The following is a 16,521-nucleotide window of genomic DNA, read 5'->3' on the forward strand; positions in this document are numbered from 1 at the left end:
GCGCCCGAATTATGGCGCGGTTTCCAGCGCGGACAGGGCTTCCAGCGCCTCTTCCACCCGCTGTCGTTCCGCGCTGGTGAGCGGCAGGATCGGCCGGGGCGGTTCGCACGCCGTCAATTGCAGGATGTTGGCCGCGGCGTAAACCACGCGGATGCTGCCGAATTCCTTGAACAGCGCCCAGAGCGGCTGGAAAGCGGCATCGATCCTCTTTGCCTCTTCCGCATTCTTGGCCTGAGCCGCCCGCATCAATTGCAGGGCTGCAACCGGCAGCAGGCCGGCAACCACACTGTACCAGGTGTCGCCGCCGGCAAGCGTGGCCTCGGCGCAGCCCCAGTCACCGCTGTAACCAATGGCGAAATCATCCGACAGCTTCGGCCTCAGCCGCGCGAGCTCACCCGCATAATCGGAATCGGCCGGCAGCGGCATCTTTATGGCGCGAATATTCGGGATATAGGCAAGCCGCACCAGAAGTTCGTCGCTGAAGGTAAAGCGGGTGGTCGTCGGGTTGTTGTAGATGGCAAGCGGCAGGGCCGTTGCGCCGGCCACGGCGGCGAAATGGTGATAGGCCTCTTCCTGCGTCAGCGGCGTGTAGGAGACGGGCGCCAGCAACAGGGCATCGGCGCCGGCGGCTTCCGCATCCCTGGCCAGCGCCACCGCCTCATCGGTGCGCAAGGCGCCGACGCCGGCCATCAATATGCGCTTGCCCTTGAGGACCGCAGCTGCCGCCTCGATGGCGCGGCGTCTCTCTTCCCGCGTGAGGTACATGTAGATGCCGGTGCTGCCGAGAACGCCGACGGAATCGACCGCCGCCGCATCCAGCCGTTCGATCAGGGCGGAGAAGGCCTGCGTGTCCACCCGCCCGGCCTCATCGGCCGGCGTGATCGGAAAAGCCGAAAGTCCCTTGAATCGTGTCGCCATGCCCGTCTCCCTCGCTTTGATCGGCAAGCAGGGTTACAGAGCCAGTGGCGGAGCGGCAAGAAAAGTGGCGGCTAAACCCCTGCCCGCAACCGAAAAAATCCTTGCTTAGTCATAAAGATACAACTTCTTCCACTGCTCTTCGGGAATCCTGTCGCCAACGCGGTAATCAAAGGTCTGGATGCTGAGGCTGTCGCTCTTCAGCTGGCACTTGTATTTGAGCTTGTACCATTCGCCGGAACTTCTGAAGACCGCACCCGGCGCCTTGATGGAGTTCTTGCCAACCTCAGGATCACCAAAGGTATAGGCGATGACCTTGTCGGGCCGCATGCCCTTCTGCTCCGTCGCTATCCTTTCCATCGCCTCGATATCACAGCGCTGCTCGAGACGCTCCTCCGGGGCAAGCGCATTCAGCTGCCGCATGACGCTGGCGTCGATCGCGAAAGCGGGGGTGAAGGCCTGCAAGCCAAGGAAAAAGGCAGATAGGGCAGCGGGAAGAAGCTTTCGCATGGGATCCTGTCAGTTTTTTCGTTTGTTCTTGTCTTTTGGTCTGTTTCGAGCAGAGGACGTCCGGCCGGCAACCGCCGCGCATCATCGCCGATTTGCCAGATATTGCCAAAATGTGATCGAAAGCCGACGAAATTGTGCCGAAGCCTCATTTCATCTGTGGAGATTTGAAACTTGATCGGCCGGGAGGGTCACTCTACATCTTGGTGCCGCACCTTGGTAGCGACCACGGATTTTTCATACGAAAGCGAGTTTCCCTTGCCGATTTTCAAAAACCTGCCCGCCGCCCCGACCGCCGAAAAACGGCCCGTTCAGGACACGCATCACGGCATTACCCGCACCGACGACTATGCATGGTTCCGGGCCGACAACTGGCAGGCCATGTTCAAGGACCCTACCCTGCTCGACCCGGCCATCCGCACCCATCTGGAGGCCGAGAACGCCTATATGGAAGCGGCCATGGGCGACACCAAGGCGCTTCAGGAAAAGCTGTTCGAAGAAATGAAGGGCCGCATCAAGCAGGATGATTCCTCCGTGCCTGTGAATGACGGGCCTTATGCTTACGGGACATTGTTCGTGACCGGCGGCGAGCAGCCGCATTATTTCCGCACCCCGCGTGATGGGGGCGAAAAACACGTACTGTTGAACGGCGACAAGGAAGCGGAAGGCAAGGATTATTTCCGTCTGGCCGGTCTCGACCAGTCCTCCGATCACAGCCACGGCATCTGGGGTTATGACGACAAGGGCTCGGAATATTTCACCCTGCGCATCCGCAACCTCGAAACCGGTGAAGACCTTGCGGACATCGTGGAAAACACCGGTGGCGGCGGCGCATGGGCGCCTGATGGCAAGAGCTTCTTTTATACGCTGCAGGACGAGAACCACCGTCCCTCCAAGGTCTTCCACCATATCATCGGCGAGCCGCAATCGGCCGACCGGCTGGTTTACGAGGAAAAAGACCCCGGCTTCTTCATGGGCGTCGGCGCGTCTGTTCTCGACGATTTCATCTTCATCGACATTCATGACCACGAAACCAGCGAATACCGGCTGCTTTCCACCAAGGATCTGATGGCCGAACCTGCGGTGGTGGCGGAGCGCGAAGAGGGCATCGAATATTCGATGTGCGAGGGCGGCGACGTTTTCTACATCCTCACCAATGACGGCGACGCCAAGGATTTCCGCATTGTGGAAGCGCCGGTCACCGCACCGGGCAAGGAAAACTGGAAAGAGACCGTGCCGCACGAGCCGGGCCGTCTCATTCTTTCCGTCGATGCCTATGCCCGCCACCTGATCTGGCTTGAGCGCCGCGACGGCCTGCCGCGCATCGTCATCCGCGATCGTCGCACGGGCGAGGAACATTCCATCGCCTTTGCCGAAGAGGCCTATTCGCTCGGCCTGCATGGTGCGGCGGAATACGACACCGACGTCATCCGCTTCTCCTATTCCTCGATGACGACGCCGAGCCAGCTGTTCGACTACGACATGGTGACGCGAGAGCGCACGCTTCTGAAGACGCAGGAAGTACCATCGGGCCACAATCCGGATGATTACATCACCCGCCGCATCATGGCCCCCGCCCATGATGGTGAGCTGGTGCCGGTCTCCCTGCTTTACCGCAAGGATGTGGCGCTTGATGGTTCCGCCCCCTGCCTGCTTTATGGTTATGGCGCTTACGGCATCAGCATTCCCGCTTCTTTCTCCACCACCACGCTGTCGCTCGCCGACCGTGGTTTCATCTATGCCATCGCCCATATTCGCGGCGGCAAGGACAAGGGTTTCGAGTGGTACGAAACCGGCAAGATGGAAGACAAGCAGAACACTTTCAAAGACTTCATCGCCGCTGCCGATCATCTGGTTCAGGAAGGTTTCACCTCTTACGCCGGCATCATCGCCGAAGGCGGTTCGGCCGGCGGCATGCTGATGGGGGCTGTGGCCAACATGGCGCCGGAGAAATTCGCCGGCATCATCGCCGCCGTTCCCTTCGTGGACGTGCTGACCACCATGCTTGACGACACGTTACCGCTCACCCCGCCGGAATGGCCCGAATGGGGCAATCCGCTGGAATCGGCAGAGGAATATGGCTGGATCGCCGCCTACAGCCCCTATGACAATGTCGGGAACAAACCCTATCCGCCGCTGCTGGCGCTTTCCGGCCTCACCGATCCGCGCGTGACCTATTGGGAACCGACCAAATGGGTGGCGAAACTGCGCGAGAAAACCACTGGAGAAGCCCCGATCCTGCTCAAGACCAACATGGCGGCGGGCCATGGCGGCAAGTCGGGCCGTTTCCAGCGGCTGGAGGAGATTGCCTTCGAATATGCCTTCGCGCTGAAGGTGGCGGGCAAAGACGCCGTGTGAGACCCTGATTGCAAAAAGGGCGGCGATTCAATCGCCGCCCGACTGCATCTGAGACGAAAATACCCATAAAAAACTTCTTTACGAATATTTTTTCCACAAAATCTCGACTGCGTCTTTTCTATAAATGCAACTTTCGCCACTAGTAAATTTTTATTTCCAGATACTGCAACTAAAAATATATCTCTCATAAATCCAAATAACTCCCATGTATTACACGACATGGAGAAATGTTCCGAAAATCGAACGCATGGCTGCGATGCGCCATTTCGCGTTGCAATATCACTTTTTGGCCGTATTATGCCGGTCGTTGACATATTCATGCGCCTTTTCGCCGCCCTTCCCGCGGCAATCCTGCAGCACGTCTTGCGGATATTCTTGATGCCGGATTTTTTCGGCTTTTTTCACGCGCCATGTCAGTTCGCCCTTGGCAATCCGGGCTTTGCAGTGCTCCCGCTTTGCCAATTGAAAACACTGCATCAGACTTGGGGGTCTTACACATGAAGAAACTCCTCGCCTCGACCATTCTCGTAACGGGCTTTATCATCGCTGCCGGTGCAGCAAATTCCGCCAATGCCGCCGAAGAGTGCGGCAGCATCTCCATCGCCGAAATGAACTGGGCATCCGCCGGTGTCGCGGCTTACGTCGACAAGTTCATCATGGAAAATGGCTATGACTGCACGGTCAATGTCGTCAGCGGCGATACCATGCCGACCTTCGCCTCCATGAACGACAAGGGCCAGCCTGATATGGCGCCCGAATTGTGGGTGAACGCCGTGCGCGAGCCGCTCGACGCTGCCGTCAAGGACGGCCGGCTGATCGAAGCATCGAAAATCCTTTCCGAAGGCGGCATCGAAGGCTGGTGGATCCCGAAATTCATCGCCGACGAACACCCCGATATCAAGACCGTCGAGGATGCGCTGAAACATCCCGAGCTCTTCCCCGCTCCGGAAGACGCCAGCAAGGGCGCCGTGCATAATTGCCCCTCCGGCTGGAACTGCCAGGTGACGACTACCAATCTCTACAAGGCGCGCGAAGGCGACAAAAAGGGCTTTACCCTCGTCGATACCGGCTCGGCCGCCGGCCTCGACGGCTCGATCGCCAATGCGTTCGAAAAGAAGCAGGGCTGGCTCGGCTATTACTGGTCACCCACCGCCATTCTCGGCAAATACGAGATGGTGAAGCTGGATGACGGCGTTGAGCTTGACCGCGCCCATTTCGACGAGTGCACGGCCAAGGTCGATTGCGCCGATCCCAAGGTCAACGCCTATCCGGTGGCCGATGTCTTCACCGTCATCACCAAGGATTTCGAAGGCAAGGCCGGTGTGACGATGGATTATCTGAAGGCCCGCAACTGGGACAACAAGATGGTCGCCGAAATCCTTGCCTGGATGGATGAAAACCAGGGCACCAACGAGGATGGGGCGGAGTATTTCCTCGAAAATCATGAGGAAATCTGGACGAAGTGGGTTCCGGCCGAGGTGGCGGAGAAGATCAAGGCTTCGATGTGATTGGTTGATGGGAGGGGAAAGTTTCGGTTGGTATCCGTGGCTTTACCCCCCTCTGCCCTGCCGGGCATCTCCCCCACAAGGAGGGAGATCGGCTGGGCGCACCCTTCTCACAAATCCGCAACGTGTTTGATGGGCGAGACTTTGCCGCAGGTCGATCTCCCCCCTTGTGGGGGAGATGTCCGGCAGGACAGAGGGGGGTGCCCGCGCACTCCAACCTCCCCCCATCCCCAAAACCCAAAGGGAAAACAACAATAATGGCCCTCTGCAATTACCTGCCGGACCTGCTCTGCAAGTTCCCGGCCATCGACAACGGCACGATGCGTGTGGCACGCAAAACCATCGACGATGGTTTTCGCGACATCGTGCGCAATTACGGCGATGCGATCGATGTGATCGTGCATCCGCTGCAACTCTTTCTCAACGCCTCGGAGCGGCTGTTCATCCAGACCCCGTGGATCGTGACGATGCTGGTTATTCTCGCCATCGTGCATCTGGCCGGGCGCAGCTTCAAGATCACCGGCGGCACTGCCATCTCGCTCCTCATGATCGGCGCGGTCGGCCTCTGGCGAGACGCCATGACGACGCTTTCCATCGTCGCCATCGCCACGCTGATCGCCATCGTCATCGGCCTGCCACTCGGCATCCTGATGGGACGCTCCGAACGGTTGCAGCGCCTCATCAACCCCGTGCTCGACGTGATGCAGACCCTGCCAAGCTTCGTTTATCTCATCCCCGTGGTGGTGATTTTCGGCATCGGCAAGGTACCGGGCCTGATTGCGGTGGTGATCTATGCCATTCCGCCGGTCATCCGTCTGACCAGCCTCGGCATTCGCCTCGTGGACCGCGAAGTGCTTGAGGCGGCCGATGCCTTCGGCTCCTCCAATGGCCAGAAGCTGTTCAACGTGCAGTTGCCCCTGGCGCTACCCACCATCATGACCGGCATCAACCAGACCATCATGATGGCGCTCGCCATGGTCGTCGTCGCCTCCATGGTCGGCGTCGGCGGGCTTGGCAAGAATGTGCTGCAAGCCATCAACAACCAGTTCTTCACGGTGGGCTTCCTGAACGGTTTCGCTCTGGTCGCCATCGCCATCATGTTCGACAGGGCAAGCCAGGCTTTCGGCAAGCGCCTGCAGAAATACCGCGAGGTCTCCCATGGCTAAAAGCATCGAAATCCGCAACCTTTACAAGATCTTCGGCAAGCATCCCGAGAAATATCTCGAAGCGGTGCGATCCGGCATGGACAAGGTGGAGCTGAACGACAAACACAACCACGTTCTCGGTCTCAACAACATCAACATCACCATGCCGGGCGGCAAGATTACCGTCGTCATGGGCCTTTCCGGCTCCGGCAAGTCGACGCTGATCCGCCACATCAACCGGCTGATCGACCCGACCGCCGGTGAGGTTCTCTATGACGGCGACGACATTTGCGGCATGAGCACCTCGGCGCTCAGGAAATTCCGCCGCCTCAAGACGGCGATGGTGTTTCAGAAATTCGGCCTTTTGCCGCACCGCACCGTGCTGGAAAACAGCGTCTACGGTCTCGATATCCAGGGCGTGCCGCGCAAGGAAAGCGAAGAAAAGGGCCGTTACTGGCTGGAGCGGGTCGGCCTTTCCGGCTACGAGGATTATTATCCGAACCAGCTTTCCGGCGGCATGCAGCAGCGCGTTGGCCTTGCCCGCGCACTTGCCAATGACGCCGATATTCTGCTGATGGATGAAGCCTATTCGGCGCTCGATCCGCTGATCCGCGTCGATATGCAGACCATGCTGCTCGATTTGCAGCAGGAGCTGAAGAAGACCGTGGTGTTCATCACCCACGATCTCGACGAGGCTTTGCGGCTGGGTGACCACATCGCTATTCTGAAGGACGGCGAAGTGGTGCAGCAGGGTGATGGCCAGAGCATCATTCTCTCCCCTGCCGATGGCTACGTCACCGACTTCGTGCGCGACGTCAATCGCAGCCGCGTGCTTCAGGCCACCACGGTCATGGAGCCGTTGGACAGCAAGCCGCAGGGCATGTCCGTGCCGGAAAGCGCGACGCTGGAAACCATCGCCCGCGATATGTCGGAGGCCAACGAGACTCAGGCGCATGTGGTGGACGAGGACGGCAAGCCGGTCGGTTCGATCGGCCTCGACACGCTGGTGGCGGCCATGGTGACACCCGCTGCGCAGGAGCCGGACGCGACGGTTGAGGCAACGCCCGTGCCGCAGGAGGCTGAGGCCGTGGAGGAGACCGCGAAGGTGCGGGAGGCGGTTTTGCCGGTGGAGAAGGAAACGGCGTAATCAGGCTATCCTGACATCGTTTCCGTCATCCTTGGGCTTGTCCCACTGCTGTCCGGTTTAAATTTCCGGGCAGGCCGAAGACCCCTTCAGGAGTGACGAAGGGTGCGAATTCTCTCGACATCATCCTCCGCCCTGTGCCGAGGATCCAATCACGTTGAATAAAATCAATACGTTGCAGATCCTCGGGGCAAGCCCGAGGATGATGCCGAATGTGTGGAGGCCGGCAATCCAGCCTTCCCGCCACCACCCTATCCCCTTCCCGCAAAAACGAAGCACCACTTCACCGCCTGTCAAGCTGGGAACGTCATTGCAACGCAGCAAGCGCAAGTTTCAGGCAAGTCGCCGCCGTTAACCCTTCGTTAACTTTTGAACGCGGAATCACCGACATGCAGATCGAAAGCAATATCGGCGGATACAATTATCAGGGACGTATCCGCGAGATCGAAAAAACCGGCAGCGCGCAGAGCACGCCGGAGGAGCAGGCCGTCAAACGCGGCCCGGGCAACCCCACCGTTTCCAGCACCATTCTTTCGCAATCGCTGGCAAATGTGCTGTGGGCCGTGGGGAATGGCAACGCGCCGGCCTATCAGGACACGCCGGCGGCCGCTTCCGCCGAGGACAAGGCGGAAGCGCAGGCCGAGTGGGTGCGCAGCGCCTATTCCGAATACGAATAGGCGATTCTTCTCAGGCCCTTGCCGGGCTGACCTCCACTGTCACATGTGACAGTTCATGTATGGCGGCAAGTTTCTGCTTGTAGAAAGCCGGCGCTTTCGGCGCCTGCGACTGGATCGCCACGATGGCGGCGTGATGGCCCGGCCCCACCTGCCAGACATGCAGGTCGGTGATGCGGTCCTCTTCCGTCTCAACGCTTTCACGGATTTCCTGCGGCAGATCTTCGGTCTGCGGCACGGCATCGAGCAGGGTTGTCGCCGTTGAGCGCACCAGACCCCATGACCAGCGGGCGATGACCAGACCGCCAACGATGCCCATTGCCGGATCAAGGAAAGACCAGCCGTTCCATTTGCCGAGCAGTAGCGCGACGATGGCAAGAACCGAGGTCAACGCATCCGCCAGCACATGCAGATAGGCGGCGCGCAGATTATTGTCCCTGCCGCCTTTTGCTGCACCATGGTCTCCATGATGCGCGTGCGAGCCGTGGTCGTGATGGGCGTGGCTGCCATGGCCGTGATGGGCATGCGAGCCGTGTCCATGCCCATGATCATGATGATGGTCATCTTTCAAAAGCACGGCGCTGACGAGATTGACGGCAAGACCGATGACGGCGACGAGGATCGCCTGATTGAAGTCGATCTGCACCGGATTGAAAAGCCGCATCGCGCTTTCAACGGCGATCAGCAGCGCCACCACCGCCAGCACAATGGCGCTGGCGAAGCCTGCGAGATCACCGAACTTGCCGGTGCCGAAAGTGAAGCGCGGGTTGCGCGCCTCGCGCCGGGCATAAAGATAGGCCAGCGCCGAAATCAGCATCGCGCCCGCATGGGTGGACATGTGCCAGCCATCTGCCGTCAATGCCATGGAGCCGAACCAGTTGCCGGCGACAATCTCTGCCACCATCATCACGGTAGTCAGCGCGATGACCATCCACACGCGCTTTTCATTGCGCTCATGGTTCTGGCCGAGAAAAACATGGTCGTGGCCGGTCGCGGCAGGGAATTCGGATGTCGTCGTCATGTCGCTTATCCTGTTCGATCTTCAAGGTAGTCGTTCCACGCATGGCTTTTTCCCAAAGCGGACACTTTGGAGGGCTTGCTAGCGGATGTAGGTCTTCAGCACCTGGGCCAGCTCTTCCGCCGCCCGTGCCCGCTCGTCTTCATTTTCGGCGTGCACCACATGTTCGTGCAGGTGCTCCTGCATCACCTCTCCCGTCAAACCGGATAGCGCGCCGCGCACCGAAGCCAGCAATTGCAGCACCTCGCCGCAGGGCTTGGCGTCATCAAGCGCACGCTCCACCGCCTCCATCTGCCCTTTCAGGCGGCGGATGCGGGCCAGAAGCTTCTCCTTGTTGCGGATCGTATGGGACATAAGCACCTCATATAGTATAGGGGGGTATACTATATTGCGTTGATTTTTCGTTCAAGTCCTGCGTGACGCAATCCTCGCGAATGTTTCGGCCCCTAAAAATGCTCCATCAGAACTTGGGGACTCAGTCATGACGACTATCGCAGCAACCACCACCAGCTATTATGCTTCTCCGGTCCGGACCCTTGAGCCGACGAAAAACAGGGAAACCCACTCCACCACCGAAGCCCTGCTGGAGTTGACCCGCGCCGCACACCGCGCCATCTCGAGCGCCGAGAGCGTCGCCACCGCGGTCGCACCGGCCGCCGCCAGCGTGTCGGCCGGCCTTGCCGCCGCATTGTGGAACCTCGACAGCCGCGCCTCCACCACAGCTACGCCCGTGCTGGAGATGGCCGCATCCTCCGCCCAGCCTGAAGCCACATCCAGCCTCGAGGCAGAAGTTGTGAAAGCGCTGGCTCAGGCGCTCGGTGTGGACGACGCCGCCTGACACCCATTGACCTGAAAGCCATTGAACAACGGGCTGAAAAGCCATATCTCTAGAGACTAGAGCATCGGACCATGAGCGGCGGAAATACCCCGCTCTGTTGCCGCTGCGCCAGAAATATGGAGAAAGCATGCTGTCCATCGGTGAACTGTCCAAGCGTACCGGCGTCAAGGTGCCGACGATCCGCTATTATGAGCAGATGGGCCTCATCCGCGAGGCGGACCGTTCGGAAGGTAACCAGCGCCGTTACGAAAAAACCGACCTCGAAAGGCTGGCCTTTATCCGCCATGCCCGTGATATAGGTCTGAACATCGATGCCATTCGCGAACTCATCGCGCTCAGCCAGCACCGGCAAATGCCGTGCGAGGGGGCGGACCGTATCGCCGCCGAACACCTCGCCCATGTCCGCGAAAAGATCGCCAGCCTGAAGAAGCTCGAACACGAGCTGGAGCGCATCGTCTCCCATTGCCACGGCCATTCCATCGAGGATTGTTACGTCATCCGCGCGCTTTCCGACCACGGCATGTGCGAAGGCGAGCATTGAGACGCCGACGGATCGAGATGGTGACATCCAGTTGTCACCCGCACGATATATGCGCGTCCCATCTCTTTCAAAAAGACCTGCCGGATGCCCGAAATCTCTCCCTTCGACACAGTTTTCATCGATGTTTCCGAAGGCCACAGGCTGCATGTGACGATTTCGGGCAACCCGGCGGGACAGGCCGCGATCCTGCTGCATGGCGGCCCCGGCTCCGGAATATCGGCCACGGCGCGGCGTTATTTCGATCCTGAGCGTTACCGAATCATCCAGTTCGACCAACGCGGATGCGGGCAAAGCACGCCGAATGCCGCCGTCAGCCTCGAGCACAACACCACACAGCATCTGATCGACGACATGGAGGCCATTCGTACGGCGCTTGGCGTCGATGACTGGCTGGTGTTCGGAACATCATGGGGTTCCACGCTTGCGCTTGCCTATGCCCAGCGCCACCCTCGGCATGTGCGCGCCATGGTTCTGGCGGGTGTCACCACCACGCGGCAAAAGGAAATCGACTGGCTTTACAAGGGGCTGGCGATGTTCCTGCCGCAGCAATGGCAGCGCTTCATCGCGGCTATCCCGGATCACCTGGCGAAGGAAGATCCCGTCGGCGCGTATCTCCAGCTTTTGAACGATCCTGACCCGGTCATCCGCCGGATGGCGGCGCTTGAATGGCATTTGTGGGAGGCGGGTTCGATCAGCGCGGAGTCCAGCGCGGACTTTCCAGAAAAATGGCGTGATGCCGACTATATTCTGACCCGCGCCCGCCTCTGCGCCCATTATTTCCACCATGCGGCCTGGCTGGAGGACGGCGTGCTTCTGCGCAATGCCGGCGTGCTGGCGGGCATCCCCGGCATGCTCATCCAGGGCATGCGCGACCTGCAGGGACCACCCGTCACCGCTTACGAGCTTGCCGCCGCATGGCCGGGAAGCCAGCTGATCGCCATAGGTGGAGCCGGGCATTCCACCAGTGATGCGGGGATGGAGGATGCGATTGTTTCGGCGATCGCACGATTTGCAAATTGAAGCCGCTTGACAGATTACGGATTCGGGCGCATTGCAATGACATGATCAACGAACGCGCACCCATCTCCTGCTCGTACTTTTGGGCCTACCTTTAAGGGCGGCTCGACAGATCATATTGTCAACAAGCCGCCGTCAGGCGGCTTTGTTGTTTTCAAACGTCCTGACGGCACCAATAAGACCAAAGGACCGAAAAAATGACCGAAGATAGCTCCCTTACACTGGAAAGACCGCCCGTCGTCATCATTCGCGGCGCGCGCAAGACCGATCTGCCCGAGCTTAACGAGATGATCACGCTGCTTGCCTCCTACCACGGCGATGCGGCGGCAATCACGCCGGCCAAGCTTGAGCGCGACCTGTTCGGCCCCCTGCCCTGGGTGCATGGTCTCGTCGCCGAAGCCGATGGCGCGCTGATCGGCTACGCGCTGCTTCTGCCGCTCTACAGGGCGCAGGAAGGCCGACGCGGGCTTGAATTGCACCATCTCTTCGTGCGTGACGGCCATCGCGGCCACGGCACGGGCCAGCATCTGGTTTCCCGTGCCCGCGATATCGCCAAGCGGCTGGGTTGCGACTATCTGTCCGTCAGCGCCACGACCGGGAATGTGGCGGCGCATCGTTTCTACGAAAACATGGATTTCGCGCCACGTCCGGTCACCGGCATGCGCTACATGCAGTCCATCGCCTGATCAAAACCGACGGAGACGGCCATGACACGTATCGCGATTGCGCTGGCGCAGGATTTTGCGGACTGGGAACCGGCGCTGCTAACGGCGGCGGCACGCAGCTATCTCGGCGTCGAGATCGTTCATGCCACCCCGGACGGGCGGCCGGTAACATCGATGGGCGGGCTGAATGTGACGCCCGAAACCTCCTATGACGCGCTTGATCCTGACAGCATCGATGCGCTCGTCATTCCCGGCGGTCTTAGCTGGGAAAAGGGTACGGCCGCCGATCTTGGCGGGCTGGTGCAGCGCTTTCGCGAAAAAGACCGGCTGGTTGCCGGTATCTGTGCGGCGGCAAGCGCGCTGGCCGGCACGGGTATCCTGAACCATGTCGCCCATACCGGCAATTCGCTCGCCTCACACAAGGCCTATCCGGCCTATAGCGGCGATGGTCTTTATCGTGACCAGCCGAAGGCGGTCAGCGATGGCGGCGTCATCACGGCAGCCGGCAGCGCGCCGGTCAGCTTCGCGGTGGAAATTCTGAAAAACCTCGGCCTCTTTGGTCCGGAAGCCGAGGCGGAACTTCAGGTTTTTGCAGCGGAGCATCGGTAAGGCGCAGGCTGATATTGCGGCCACGTAAGCTCCCCCACCCTCATTCCTGTGCTCGTCACAGGAATCCAGCCAGCCCAAGTCGTTGGGCTGGAAGGACTTCTCTCGCCGCGCAGACGCGCGTCGACTGGATTCCTGTGACAAGCACAGGAATGAGGTCGGAGCAAAACACGAACATCTGGACATCATCACGCATCATCCGTGATCAAGCACCCGGCACACACGCGCCGCAAACTCCGGCCCTTCGCCGGCAATCGCGCGGCGGATATCGCGGCTGTTCAAATGCAAACTACGCCCGACTGGCAAATTCGAGCGCTCGATCTTGCTGCGCGCTGCGGCGATAAAGCCGGCCTCGTTTTCATGAAAATAGGCGAGAGCCGCTTCGCGCACCGGGTCTGGCCCGAGGACTGCCTTGAAGGCAAGACGGTGCACGGCGCAGAATGCACCGTGACCGGGAACGACAAAACGCAGCGCATCGAGTTCGTCACTCCATTCCGCTGCGTCCTGCATGCATTTACGCCGACTGGAAGCGTTTCAGGAAAAACGCGCTCAGTGTTCCAAGCAGCGCCCAGAAAACGAAGCTGGTGATGGTGGCGGCAACGATGAACTGCCGTTCCAGCGGCAGCGGCGCCAGCGCATGTTCGCCTTCCGGCGGCAGCGGTGCGCCCACCACATGCGGCGCGACGATCAGGACCAGAGCAAGAACGATGGCCCAGGGCTCGCGGCGAAACGCAATCAGCGCAATGCCGCCCGCGGTTGCGGCAACCGTCGAGAGCCACCAGATTTGCCGCGCCTCAAGTGCTGCGGCCGGGCTTCCCGGCAATTCCGGCGGCAGGCCGATCATCGGCGCGAGCATGACGGCGGCAAAACCGGCAACGCCCCACAGAAGACCTTCGCGCCAGCCGGCATCGGTGCCGCGCAGCGAGATGAGACCGGTCAGCACCAGCGCGTAACCGATGGCGGTCAGCACATTGGCAGCGACAGTATAGGCGGTGCGTTCTAAACCATCGGCCGGAGTCCAGGCCTCGTCATTGTGCTCATGGGCGGGAACCGCAGCGCCGGGTGCTGCCGCATCATGGCTATGGGCCGCTTCGCCGCCGGCGCTTTCAAAGGTTTCCGCCTGAAGGATGAGCGGCGTGGTCCCGAAAGCCTGCATGGCCGAGACGGCTAAACCACCCACGATGCCGACCAGAACGGCGGTAAAGACGATATTGCGAAAAAATGACATGCCGTTTCCCCTCAATGGCAGGGGAAGGCATTGGCATGACGCGTGTCATGCGCGGCATTGTGAACGGCTTCCACATGCGAAAAGCCGACAAAACCGACGACGAACAGGCCAAGCACGATCGCCGTCAGCGATTGCGCGAAGCTGCCCGTTTTTGCTGAAACGGCAGCATTGGCCGTATTCTGCTGGATAGACATGGTGACCCCTCTCCCGGCGCGACCCCGCGCCATAAGATGCGGCCGAACGGCAAAAAGCCACCAGACCGCATATGATACACTTCACCACGGGGATACGAGACTGACACAGGGGTATCGAAGCCGACGACCCTGACATTCCGCTCTTCCGGACACCCCGCCGGCATGGACATTTCCGTGATGGCAGGTCTCCTGGCTTACGGGTCAAAACCTGAAACACCTTCCCGGCATCGCCCTCGCCGTGAATAAGGGCGAGATGGCTTGCCAGTGGCATTTCGTTTCAGGCTCTCCGCTCACAGTTGCGGGGGCAGCCACGAATGAGGATTTCTCCCTATCGTGTTCCCTTTTCACCTTCCGGAACGCCCGGAAGGAACCATCACGGACATGTTATCGACCGGGTGGGTGTGGGAGTCAATGGTGGCGGCTCCTTGGCCCAGCATGACGTGAAGCATGTGGTGAGCGCCAACCCAAGCCATGCCCAGTTATCGAGACGGGATCGCCTTCAGATAGGCCGCAATCGCATTGCGGTCTTCGGCGGTGAGATGCGCCATGTTCTGCTGCACCTTGACCATGGGGCCACCGACGCTGTCGAATTCCGGGGTGAAGCCGGTTTCCAGATAGCCGGCAATATCGGCCGTCGTCCACGATCCGATGCTCGCAGAACCCGGCGTGATATCGGGAATGCGGCCTTCACCTTCGGGATTGGGGCCGCCAGCCAGCCATTTGCCCTCCAGAAAACCGCCGAGCGCATTGCGCGGGGTGTGGCATTCACCGCAATGGCCCGGCCCTTCGACCAGATACTGGCCGCGCAGCAATTCGGCATTGGCATTGGCAAGCTCGACGCGCGGCGGTGCGGAAGTGTCGAAATACAGGAATTTCCAGCCGCCGAGCGCCATGCGCAGGTTGAAGGGAAACGGCAGGTCATGATCCGGCGCATCATTCTGGCTGGCCGGCAGGGTTTTCAGATAACCGAACAGGTCGTTCACGTCCTTCTGCGTCATGCGCGCATAGGAGGCGTAAGGGAAAGACGGGTAAAGATGTTCGCCGTTCTTTCCCACCCCGCGCGTCATGGCATCGCCGAATTCCGCCAGCGTCCAGCTGCCGATACCGTGCTGTGGATCAGAGGAAATATTGGGCACATGGAAGGTGCCGAAGGGGCTTTTCAGCGCCTGCCCGCCAGCAAGCGTCCGCATCGCGTCGCCCGTGGCATCCGGTGCGGCATGACAGCTTGCGCAGCCACCCGCCCAGAACAGCGTTTCGCCATTGGCCAGATCCGGCTCTCCGAGGCTGACCCAATGGCTGGGCGCCTGCCGCTGCGGCGCGGTGACCCACGCGAAAATGCCGTAGCCGGCAATGGCCGCGATCACGGCCCCGCCCACAAGCTTCGTCCAAATGGAAGACATACCCCTCTCCCCATTCTCACCCGAGTGATCAGGTGTCTTTCAAAGTGAAAAAACGCCGCCGGGAAGCGGCGTTTTGAAATTCATGATTTATTTCTTCAGACGATAGGTCTGGTGGCAGGTGCCGCAATCGGCACCGAGCGTCTTCATGGCGGTGGTGACGCCCGCCTGATCGGTGGGGAGATTGGCAAGAACCGTATCGGCATCAGCACCGAGCTTGGCCGCCTTGGCCTTGAAGTCCTCGAAATTTTCCCAGATGGCGGGGGCAGCCGCGCTGCCGGTCTCGGAACCCTTCGGGAACTGATCAGGGAAAGCCTTGGCATTGGTGCTGATGGTCGTCACGGCAGCCTTGACGGCCTCGGCGTCGAAGGGCTTCTGGCCCTTGGAGATGGCAGCCAGCGCGCCCATGGAGCCGCCGATCTGCTTCATCATGCCTTCACGTTTTTCGACTTCGCCGGCAGCGAAGACCGCTCCGGCGCAAAGACAGCCGAAAAGCATGGCCGCCGCGATGGTTTTCAGTTTCATACACTCTCTCCTTGATTCCGGCCGGGTGCCGGACGCTTGATGGAACGGCGCGAGGATGCCCTTTCCGCATGGCGAAAAGAAGTCACATTGCGGTGAATTCCGCCGTGAAAACAGAAGTCTAGAGTATCAGGCCGAAAAGTGTCCGACGGTTTTCCGACAAGAACCCGTGACAAAACAACGGGCCAAAGGAGAGCATTCGCTGGCTTGCCAGGGAATAGCCTCCCTGGAGCGGCGGAACCTGTTC

At 60.1% G+C, this 16,521-nt stretch carries 20 protein-coding genes and 1 riboswitch; of the genes, 10 read left to right on the forward strand and 10 right to left on the reverse strand.

The genetic code is table 11. The features are described from left to right. Nucleotides 1-9 precede the first annotated feature (9 nt). Both FCH38_RS03990 and FCH38_RS03995 read right to left on the reverse strand, forming a co-directional pair. Nucleotides 10-918, reverse strand: a complete 909-nt coding sequence (locus tag FCH38_RS03990) for a dihydrodipicolinate synthase family protein (RefSeq protein WP_174372896.1) — start codon at nucleotides 916-918, stop codon at nucleotides 10-12. Between the two features lie 105 nt (nucleotides 919-1,023). Next, entirely contained in the window at nucleotides 1,024-1,425 is a 402-nt protein-coding gene (locus FCH38_RS03995; RefSeq protein WP_149898834.1) for a DUF930 domain-containing protein, read from the reverse strand. A gap of 255 nt (nucleotides 1,426-1,680) precedes the next feature. Between FCH38_RS03995 and FCH38_RS04000 the strand changes: the two genes are divergently transcribed. Further along, nucleotides 1,681-3,780: a S9 family peptidase gene (locus tag FCH38_RS04000; protein WP_174372897.1), complete on the forward strand. Its 2,100-nt coding sequence runs from the start codon at nucleotides 1,681-1,683 to the stop codon at nucleotides 3,778-3,780. Nucleotides 3,781-4,059: 279 nt separating this feature from the next. Here the strand turns inward: FCH38_RS04000 and FCH38_RS23540 are convergent, their stop codons facing one another. Then, nucleotides 4,060-4,185 (reverse strand): hypothetical protein, encoded by a 126-nt coding sequence (locus tag FCH38_RS23540; RefSeq protein ID WP_272872194.1) that lies wholly within the window; start codon nucleotides 4,183-4,185, stop codon nucleotides 4,060-4,062. Nucleotides 4,186-4,277: 92 nt separating this feature from the next. On the opposite strand from FCH38_RS23540, the gene FCH38_RS04005 reads away from it, so the two are divergent. From FCH38_RS04005 to FCH38_RS04020, 4 genes are all read left to right on the forward strand, one after another. After that, a complete protein-coding gene (locus FCH38_RS04005; protein WP_174372898.1) occupies nucleotides 4,278-5,288 on the forward strand; it encodes an ABC transporter substrate-binding protein in 1,011 nt (336 codons plus the stop codon). Nucleotides 5,289-5,542: 254 nt separating this feature from the next. Further along, complete coding sequence (locus tag FCH38_RS04010; protein WP_174372899.1) at nucleotides 5,543-6,451, forward strand: ABC transporter permease; 909 nt, start codon at nucleotides 5,543-5,545, stop codon at nucleotides 6,449-6,451. Then, nucleotides 6,444-7,577, forward strand: coding sequence for a quaternary amine ABC transporter ATP-binding protein (locus FCH38_RS04015; protein ID WP_174372900.1), 1,134 nt, complete (start codon nucleotides 6,444-6,446; stop codon nucleotides 7,575-7,577). Before FCH38_RS04010 ends, FCH38_RS04015 begins: the two co-directional genes overlap by 8 nt. Nucleotides 7,578-7,963: 386 nt before the next feature. Continuing rightward, complete coding sequence (locus tag FCH38_RS04020) at nucleotides 7,964-8,251, forward strand: hypothetical protein (RefSeq protein ID WP_149898828.1); 288 nt, start codon at nucleotides 7,964-7,966, stop codon at nucleotides 8,249-8,251. A gap of 10 nt (nucleotides 8,252-8,261) precedes the next feature. On the opposite strand, the gene dmeF is transcribed toward FCH38_RS04020, so the two are convergent. Together dmeF and dmeR are read right to left on the reverse strand one after the other, a co-directional pair. Continuing rightward, a complete protein-coding gene (gene dmeF / locus FCH38_RS04025; RefSeq protein ID WP_174372901.1) occupies nucleotides 8,262-9,269 on the reverse strand; it encodes a CDF family Co(II)/Ni(II) efflux transporter DmeF in 1,008 nt (335 codons plus the stop codon). Between the two features lie 78 nt (nucleotides 9,270-9,347). After that, on the reverse strand, nucleotides 9,348-9,620 hold the full coding sequence (gene dmeR, locus FCH38_RS04030) for a Ni(II)/Co(II)-sensing transcriptional repressor DmeR (protein WP_003509296.1): 273 nt from the start codon (nucleotides 9,618-9,620) through the stop codon (nucleotides 9,348-9,350). A 127-nt stretch (nucleotides 9,621-9,747) separates the two neighbouring features. On the opposite strand from dmeR, the gene FCH38_RS04035 reads away from it, so the two are divergent. The 5 genes from FCH38_RS04035 (at nucleotide 9,748) to FCH38_RS04055 (ending at nucleotide 12,936) form a co-directional block, all read left to right on the forward strand. Next, entirely contained in the window at nucleotides 9,748-10,104 is a 357-nt protein-coding gene (locus tag FCH38_RS04035) for a hypothetical protein (protein WP_174372902.1), read from the forward strand. Between the two features lie 127 nt (nucleotides 10,105-10,231). Beyond that, nucleotides 10,232-10,645 carry a MerR family transcriptional regulator gene (locus FCH38_RS04040; protein ID WP_035218370.1) on the forward strand — a complete coding sequence of 138 codons (414 nt, stop codon included), beginning with the start codon at nucleotides 10,232-10,234 and terminating at the stop codon, nucleotides 10,643-10,645. Between the two features lie 84 nt (nucleotides 10,646-10,729). After that, a complete protein-coding gene (pip, locus tag FCH38_RS04045; RefSeq protein ID WP_174372903.1) occupies nucleotides 10,730-11,665 on the forward strand; it encodes a prolyl aminopeptidase in 936 nt (311 codons plus the stop codon). Nucleotides 11,666-11,859: 194 nt separating this feature from the next. Then, a complete protein-coding gene (locus FCH38_RS04050; protein WP_003509304.1) occupies nucleotides 11,860-12,348 on the forward strand; it encodes a GNAT family N-acetyltransferase in 489 nt (162 codons plus the stop codon). Between the two features lie 21 nt (nucleotides 12,349-12,369). Next, nucleotides 12,370-12,936: a type 1 glutamine amidotransferase family protein gene (locus FCH38_RS04055; RefSeq protein WP_174372904.1), complete on the forward strand. Its 567-nt coding sequence runs from the start codon at nucleotides 12,370-12,372 to the stop codon at nucleotides 12,934-12,936. A 192-nt stretch (nucleotides 12,937-13,128) separates the two neighbouring features. On the opposite strand, the gene FCH38_RS04060 is transcribed toward FCH38_RS04055, so the two are convergent. From FCH38_RS04060 to FCH38_RS04080, 5 genes are all read right to left on the reverse strand, one after another. Beyond that, a complete protein-coding gene (locus FCH38_RS04060) occupies nucleotides 13,129-13,443 on the reverse strand; it encodes a hypothetical protein (protein ID WP_174372905.1) in 315 nt (104 codons plus the stop codon). Between the two features lie 4 nt (nucleotides 13,444-13,447). Further along, a complete protein-coding gene (locus FCH38_RS04065; protein ID WP_174372906.1) occupies nucleotides 13,448-14,161 on the reverse strand; it encodes a CbtA family protein in 714 nt (237 codons plus the stop codon). An 11-nt stretch (nucleotides 14,162-14,172) separates the two neighbouring features. After that, a complete protein-coding gene (locus tag FCH38_RS04070; RefSeq protein ID WP_046798597.1) occupies nucleotides 14,173-14,355 on the reverse strand; it encodes a CbtB domain-containing protein in 183 nt (60 codons plus the stop codon). Nucleotides 14,356-14,517: 162 nt separating this feature from the next. Then, a riboswitch (cobalamin riboswitch) is annotated at nucleotides 14,518-14,745 on the reverse strand. An 89-nt stretch (nucleotides 14,746-14,834) separates the two neighbouring features. After that, nucleotides 14,835-15,755 carry a c-type cytochrome gene (locus tag FCH38_RS04075; protein WP_174372907.1) on the reverse strand — a complete coding sequence of 307 codons (921 nt, stop codon included), beginning with the start codon at nucleotides 15,753-15,755 and terminating at the stop codon, nucleotides 14,835-14,837. Nucleotides 15,756-15,842: 87 nt separating this feature from the next. Further along, nucleotides 15,843-16,277, reverse strand: coding sequence for a c-type cytochrome (locus FCH38_RS04080; protein ID WP_174372908.1), 435 nt, complete (start codon nucleotides 16,275-16,277; stop codon nucleotides 15,843-15,845). Nucleotides 16,278-16,521 lie beyond the last annotated feature (244 nt).

The sequence above is a fragment of the Agrobacterium tumefaciens genome (genome assembly GCF_013337285.1).
Lineage (GTDB): Bacteria > Pseudomonadota > Alphaproteobacteria > Rhizobiales > Rhizobiaceae > Agrobacterium > Agrobacterium burrii.

What these genes read in the sequence shown, in the direction of transcription:
- pip (WP_174372903.1), top strand. Translation starts at nt 10,730, where the DNA reads ATGCCCGAAATCTCTCCCTTCGACACAGTTTTCATCGATGTTTCCGAA.
- FCH38_RS04055 (WP_174372904.1), top strand. Translation starts at nt 12,370, where the DNA reads ATGACACGTATCGCGATTGCGCTGGCGCAGGATTTTGCGGACTGGGAA.
- FCH38_RS04070 (WP_046798597.1), bottom strand. Translation starts at nt 14,355, where the DNA reads ATGTCTATCCAGCAGAATACGGCCAATGCTGCCGTTTCAGCAAAAACG.
- FCH38_RS04050 (WP_003509304.1), top strand. Translation starts at nt 11,860, where the DNA reads ATGACCGAAGATAGCTCCCTTACACTGGAAAGACCGCCCGTCGTCATC.
- FCH38_RS04065 (WP_174372906.1), bottom strand. Translation starts at nt 14,161, where the DNA reads ATGTCATTTTTTCGCAATATCGTCTTTACCGCCGTTCTGGTCGGCATC.
- FCH38_RS03995 (WP_149898834.1), bottom strand. Translation starts at nt 1,425, where the DNA reads ATGCGAAAGCTTCTTCCCGCTGCCCTATCTGCCTTTTTCCTTGGCTTG.
- dmeR (WP_003509296.1), bottom strand. Translation starts at nt 9,620, where the DNA reads ATGTCCCATACGATCCGCAACAAGGAGAAGCTTCTGGCCCGCATCCGC.
- FCH38_RS03990 (WP_174372896.1), bottom strand. Translation starts at nt 918, where the DNA reads ATGGCGACACGATTCAAGGGACTTTCGGCTTTTCCGATCACGCCGGCC.
- FCH38_RS04010 (WP_174372899.1), top strand. Translation starts at nt 5,543, where the DNA reads ATGGCCCTCTGCAATTACCTGCCGGACCTGCTCTGCAAGTTCCCGGCC.
- FCH38_RS04040 (WP_035218370.1), top strand. Translation starts at nt 10,232, where the DNA reads ATGCTGTCCATCGGTGAACTGTCCAAGCGTACCGGCGTCAAGGTGCCG.
- FCH38_RS04080 (WP_174372908.1), bottom strand. Translation starts at nt 16,277, where the DNA reads ATGAAACTGAAAACCATCGCGGCGGCCATGCTTTTCGGCTGTCTTTGC.
- FCH38_RS04075 (WP_174372907.1), bottom strand. Translation starts at nt 15,755, where the DNA reads ATGTCTTCCATTTGGACGAAGCTTGTGGGCGGGGCCGTGATCGCGGCC.
- FCH38_RS04035 (WP_174372902.1), top strand. Translation starts at nt 9,748, where the DNA reads ATGACGACTATCGCAGCAACCACCACCAGCTATTATGCTTCTCCGGTC.
- FCH38_RS04060 (WP_174372905.1), bottom strand. Translation starts at nt 13,443, where the DNA reads ATGCAGGACGCAGCGGAATGGAGTGACGAACTCGATGCGCTGCGTTTT.
- FCH38_RS04020 (WP_149898828.1), top strand. Translation starts at nt 7,964, where the DNA reads ATGCAGATCGAAAGCAATATCGGCGGATACAATTATCAGGGACGTATC.
- FCH38_RS04015 (WP_174372900.1), top strand. Translation starts at nt 6,444, where the DNA reads ATGGCTAAAAGCATCGAAATCCGCAACCTTTACAAGATCTTCGGCAAG.
- dmeF (WP_174372901.1), bottom strand. Translation starts at nt 9,269, where the DNA reads ATGACGACGACATCCGAATTCCCTGCCGCGACCGGCCACGACCATGTT.
- FCH38_RS04005 (WP_174372898.1), top strand. Translation starts at nt 4,278, where the DNA reads ATGAAGAAACTCCTCGCCTCGACCATTCTCGTAACGGGCTTTATCATC.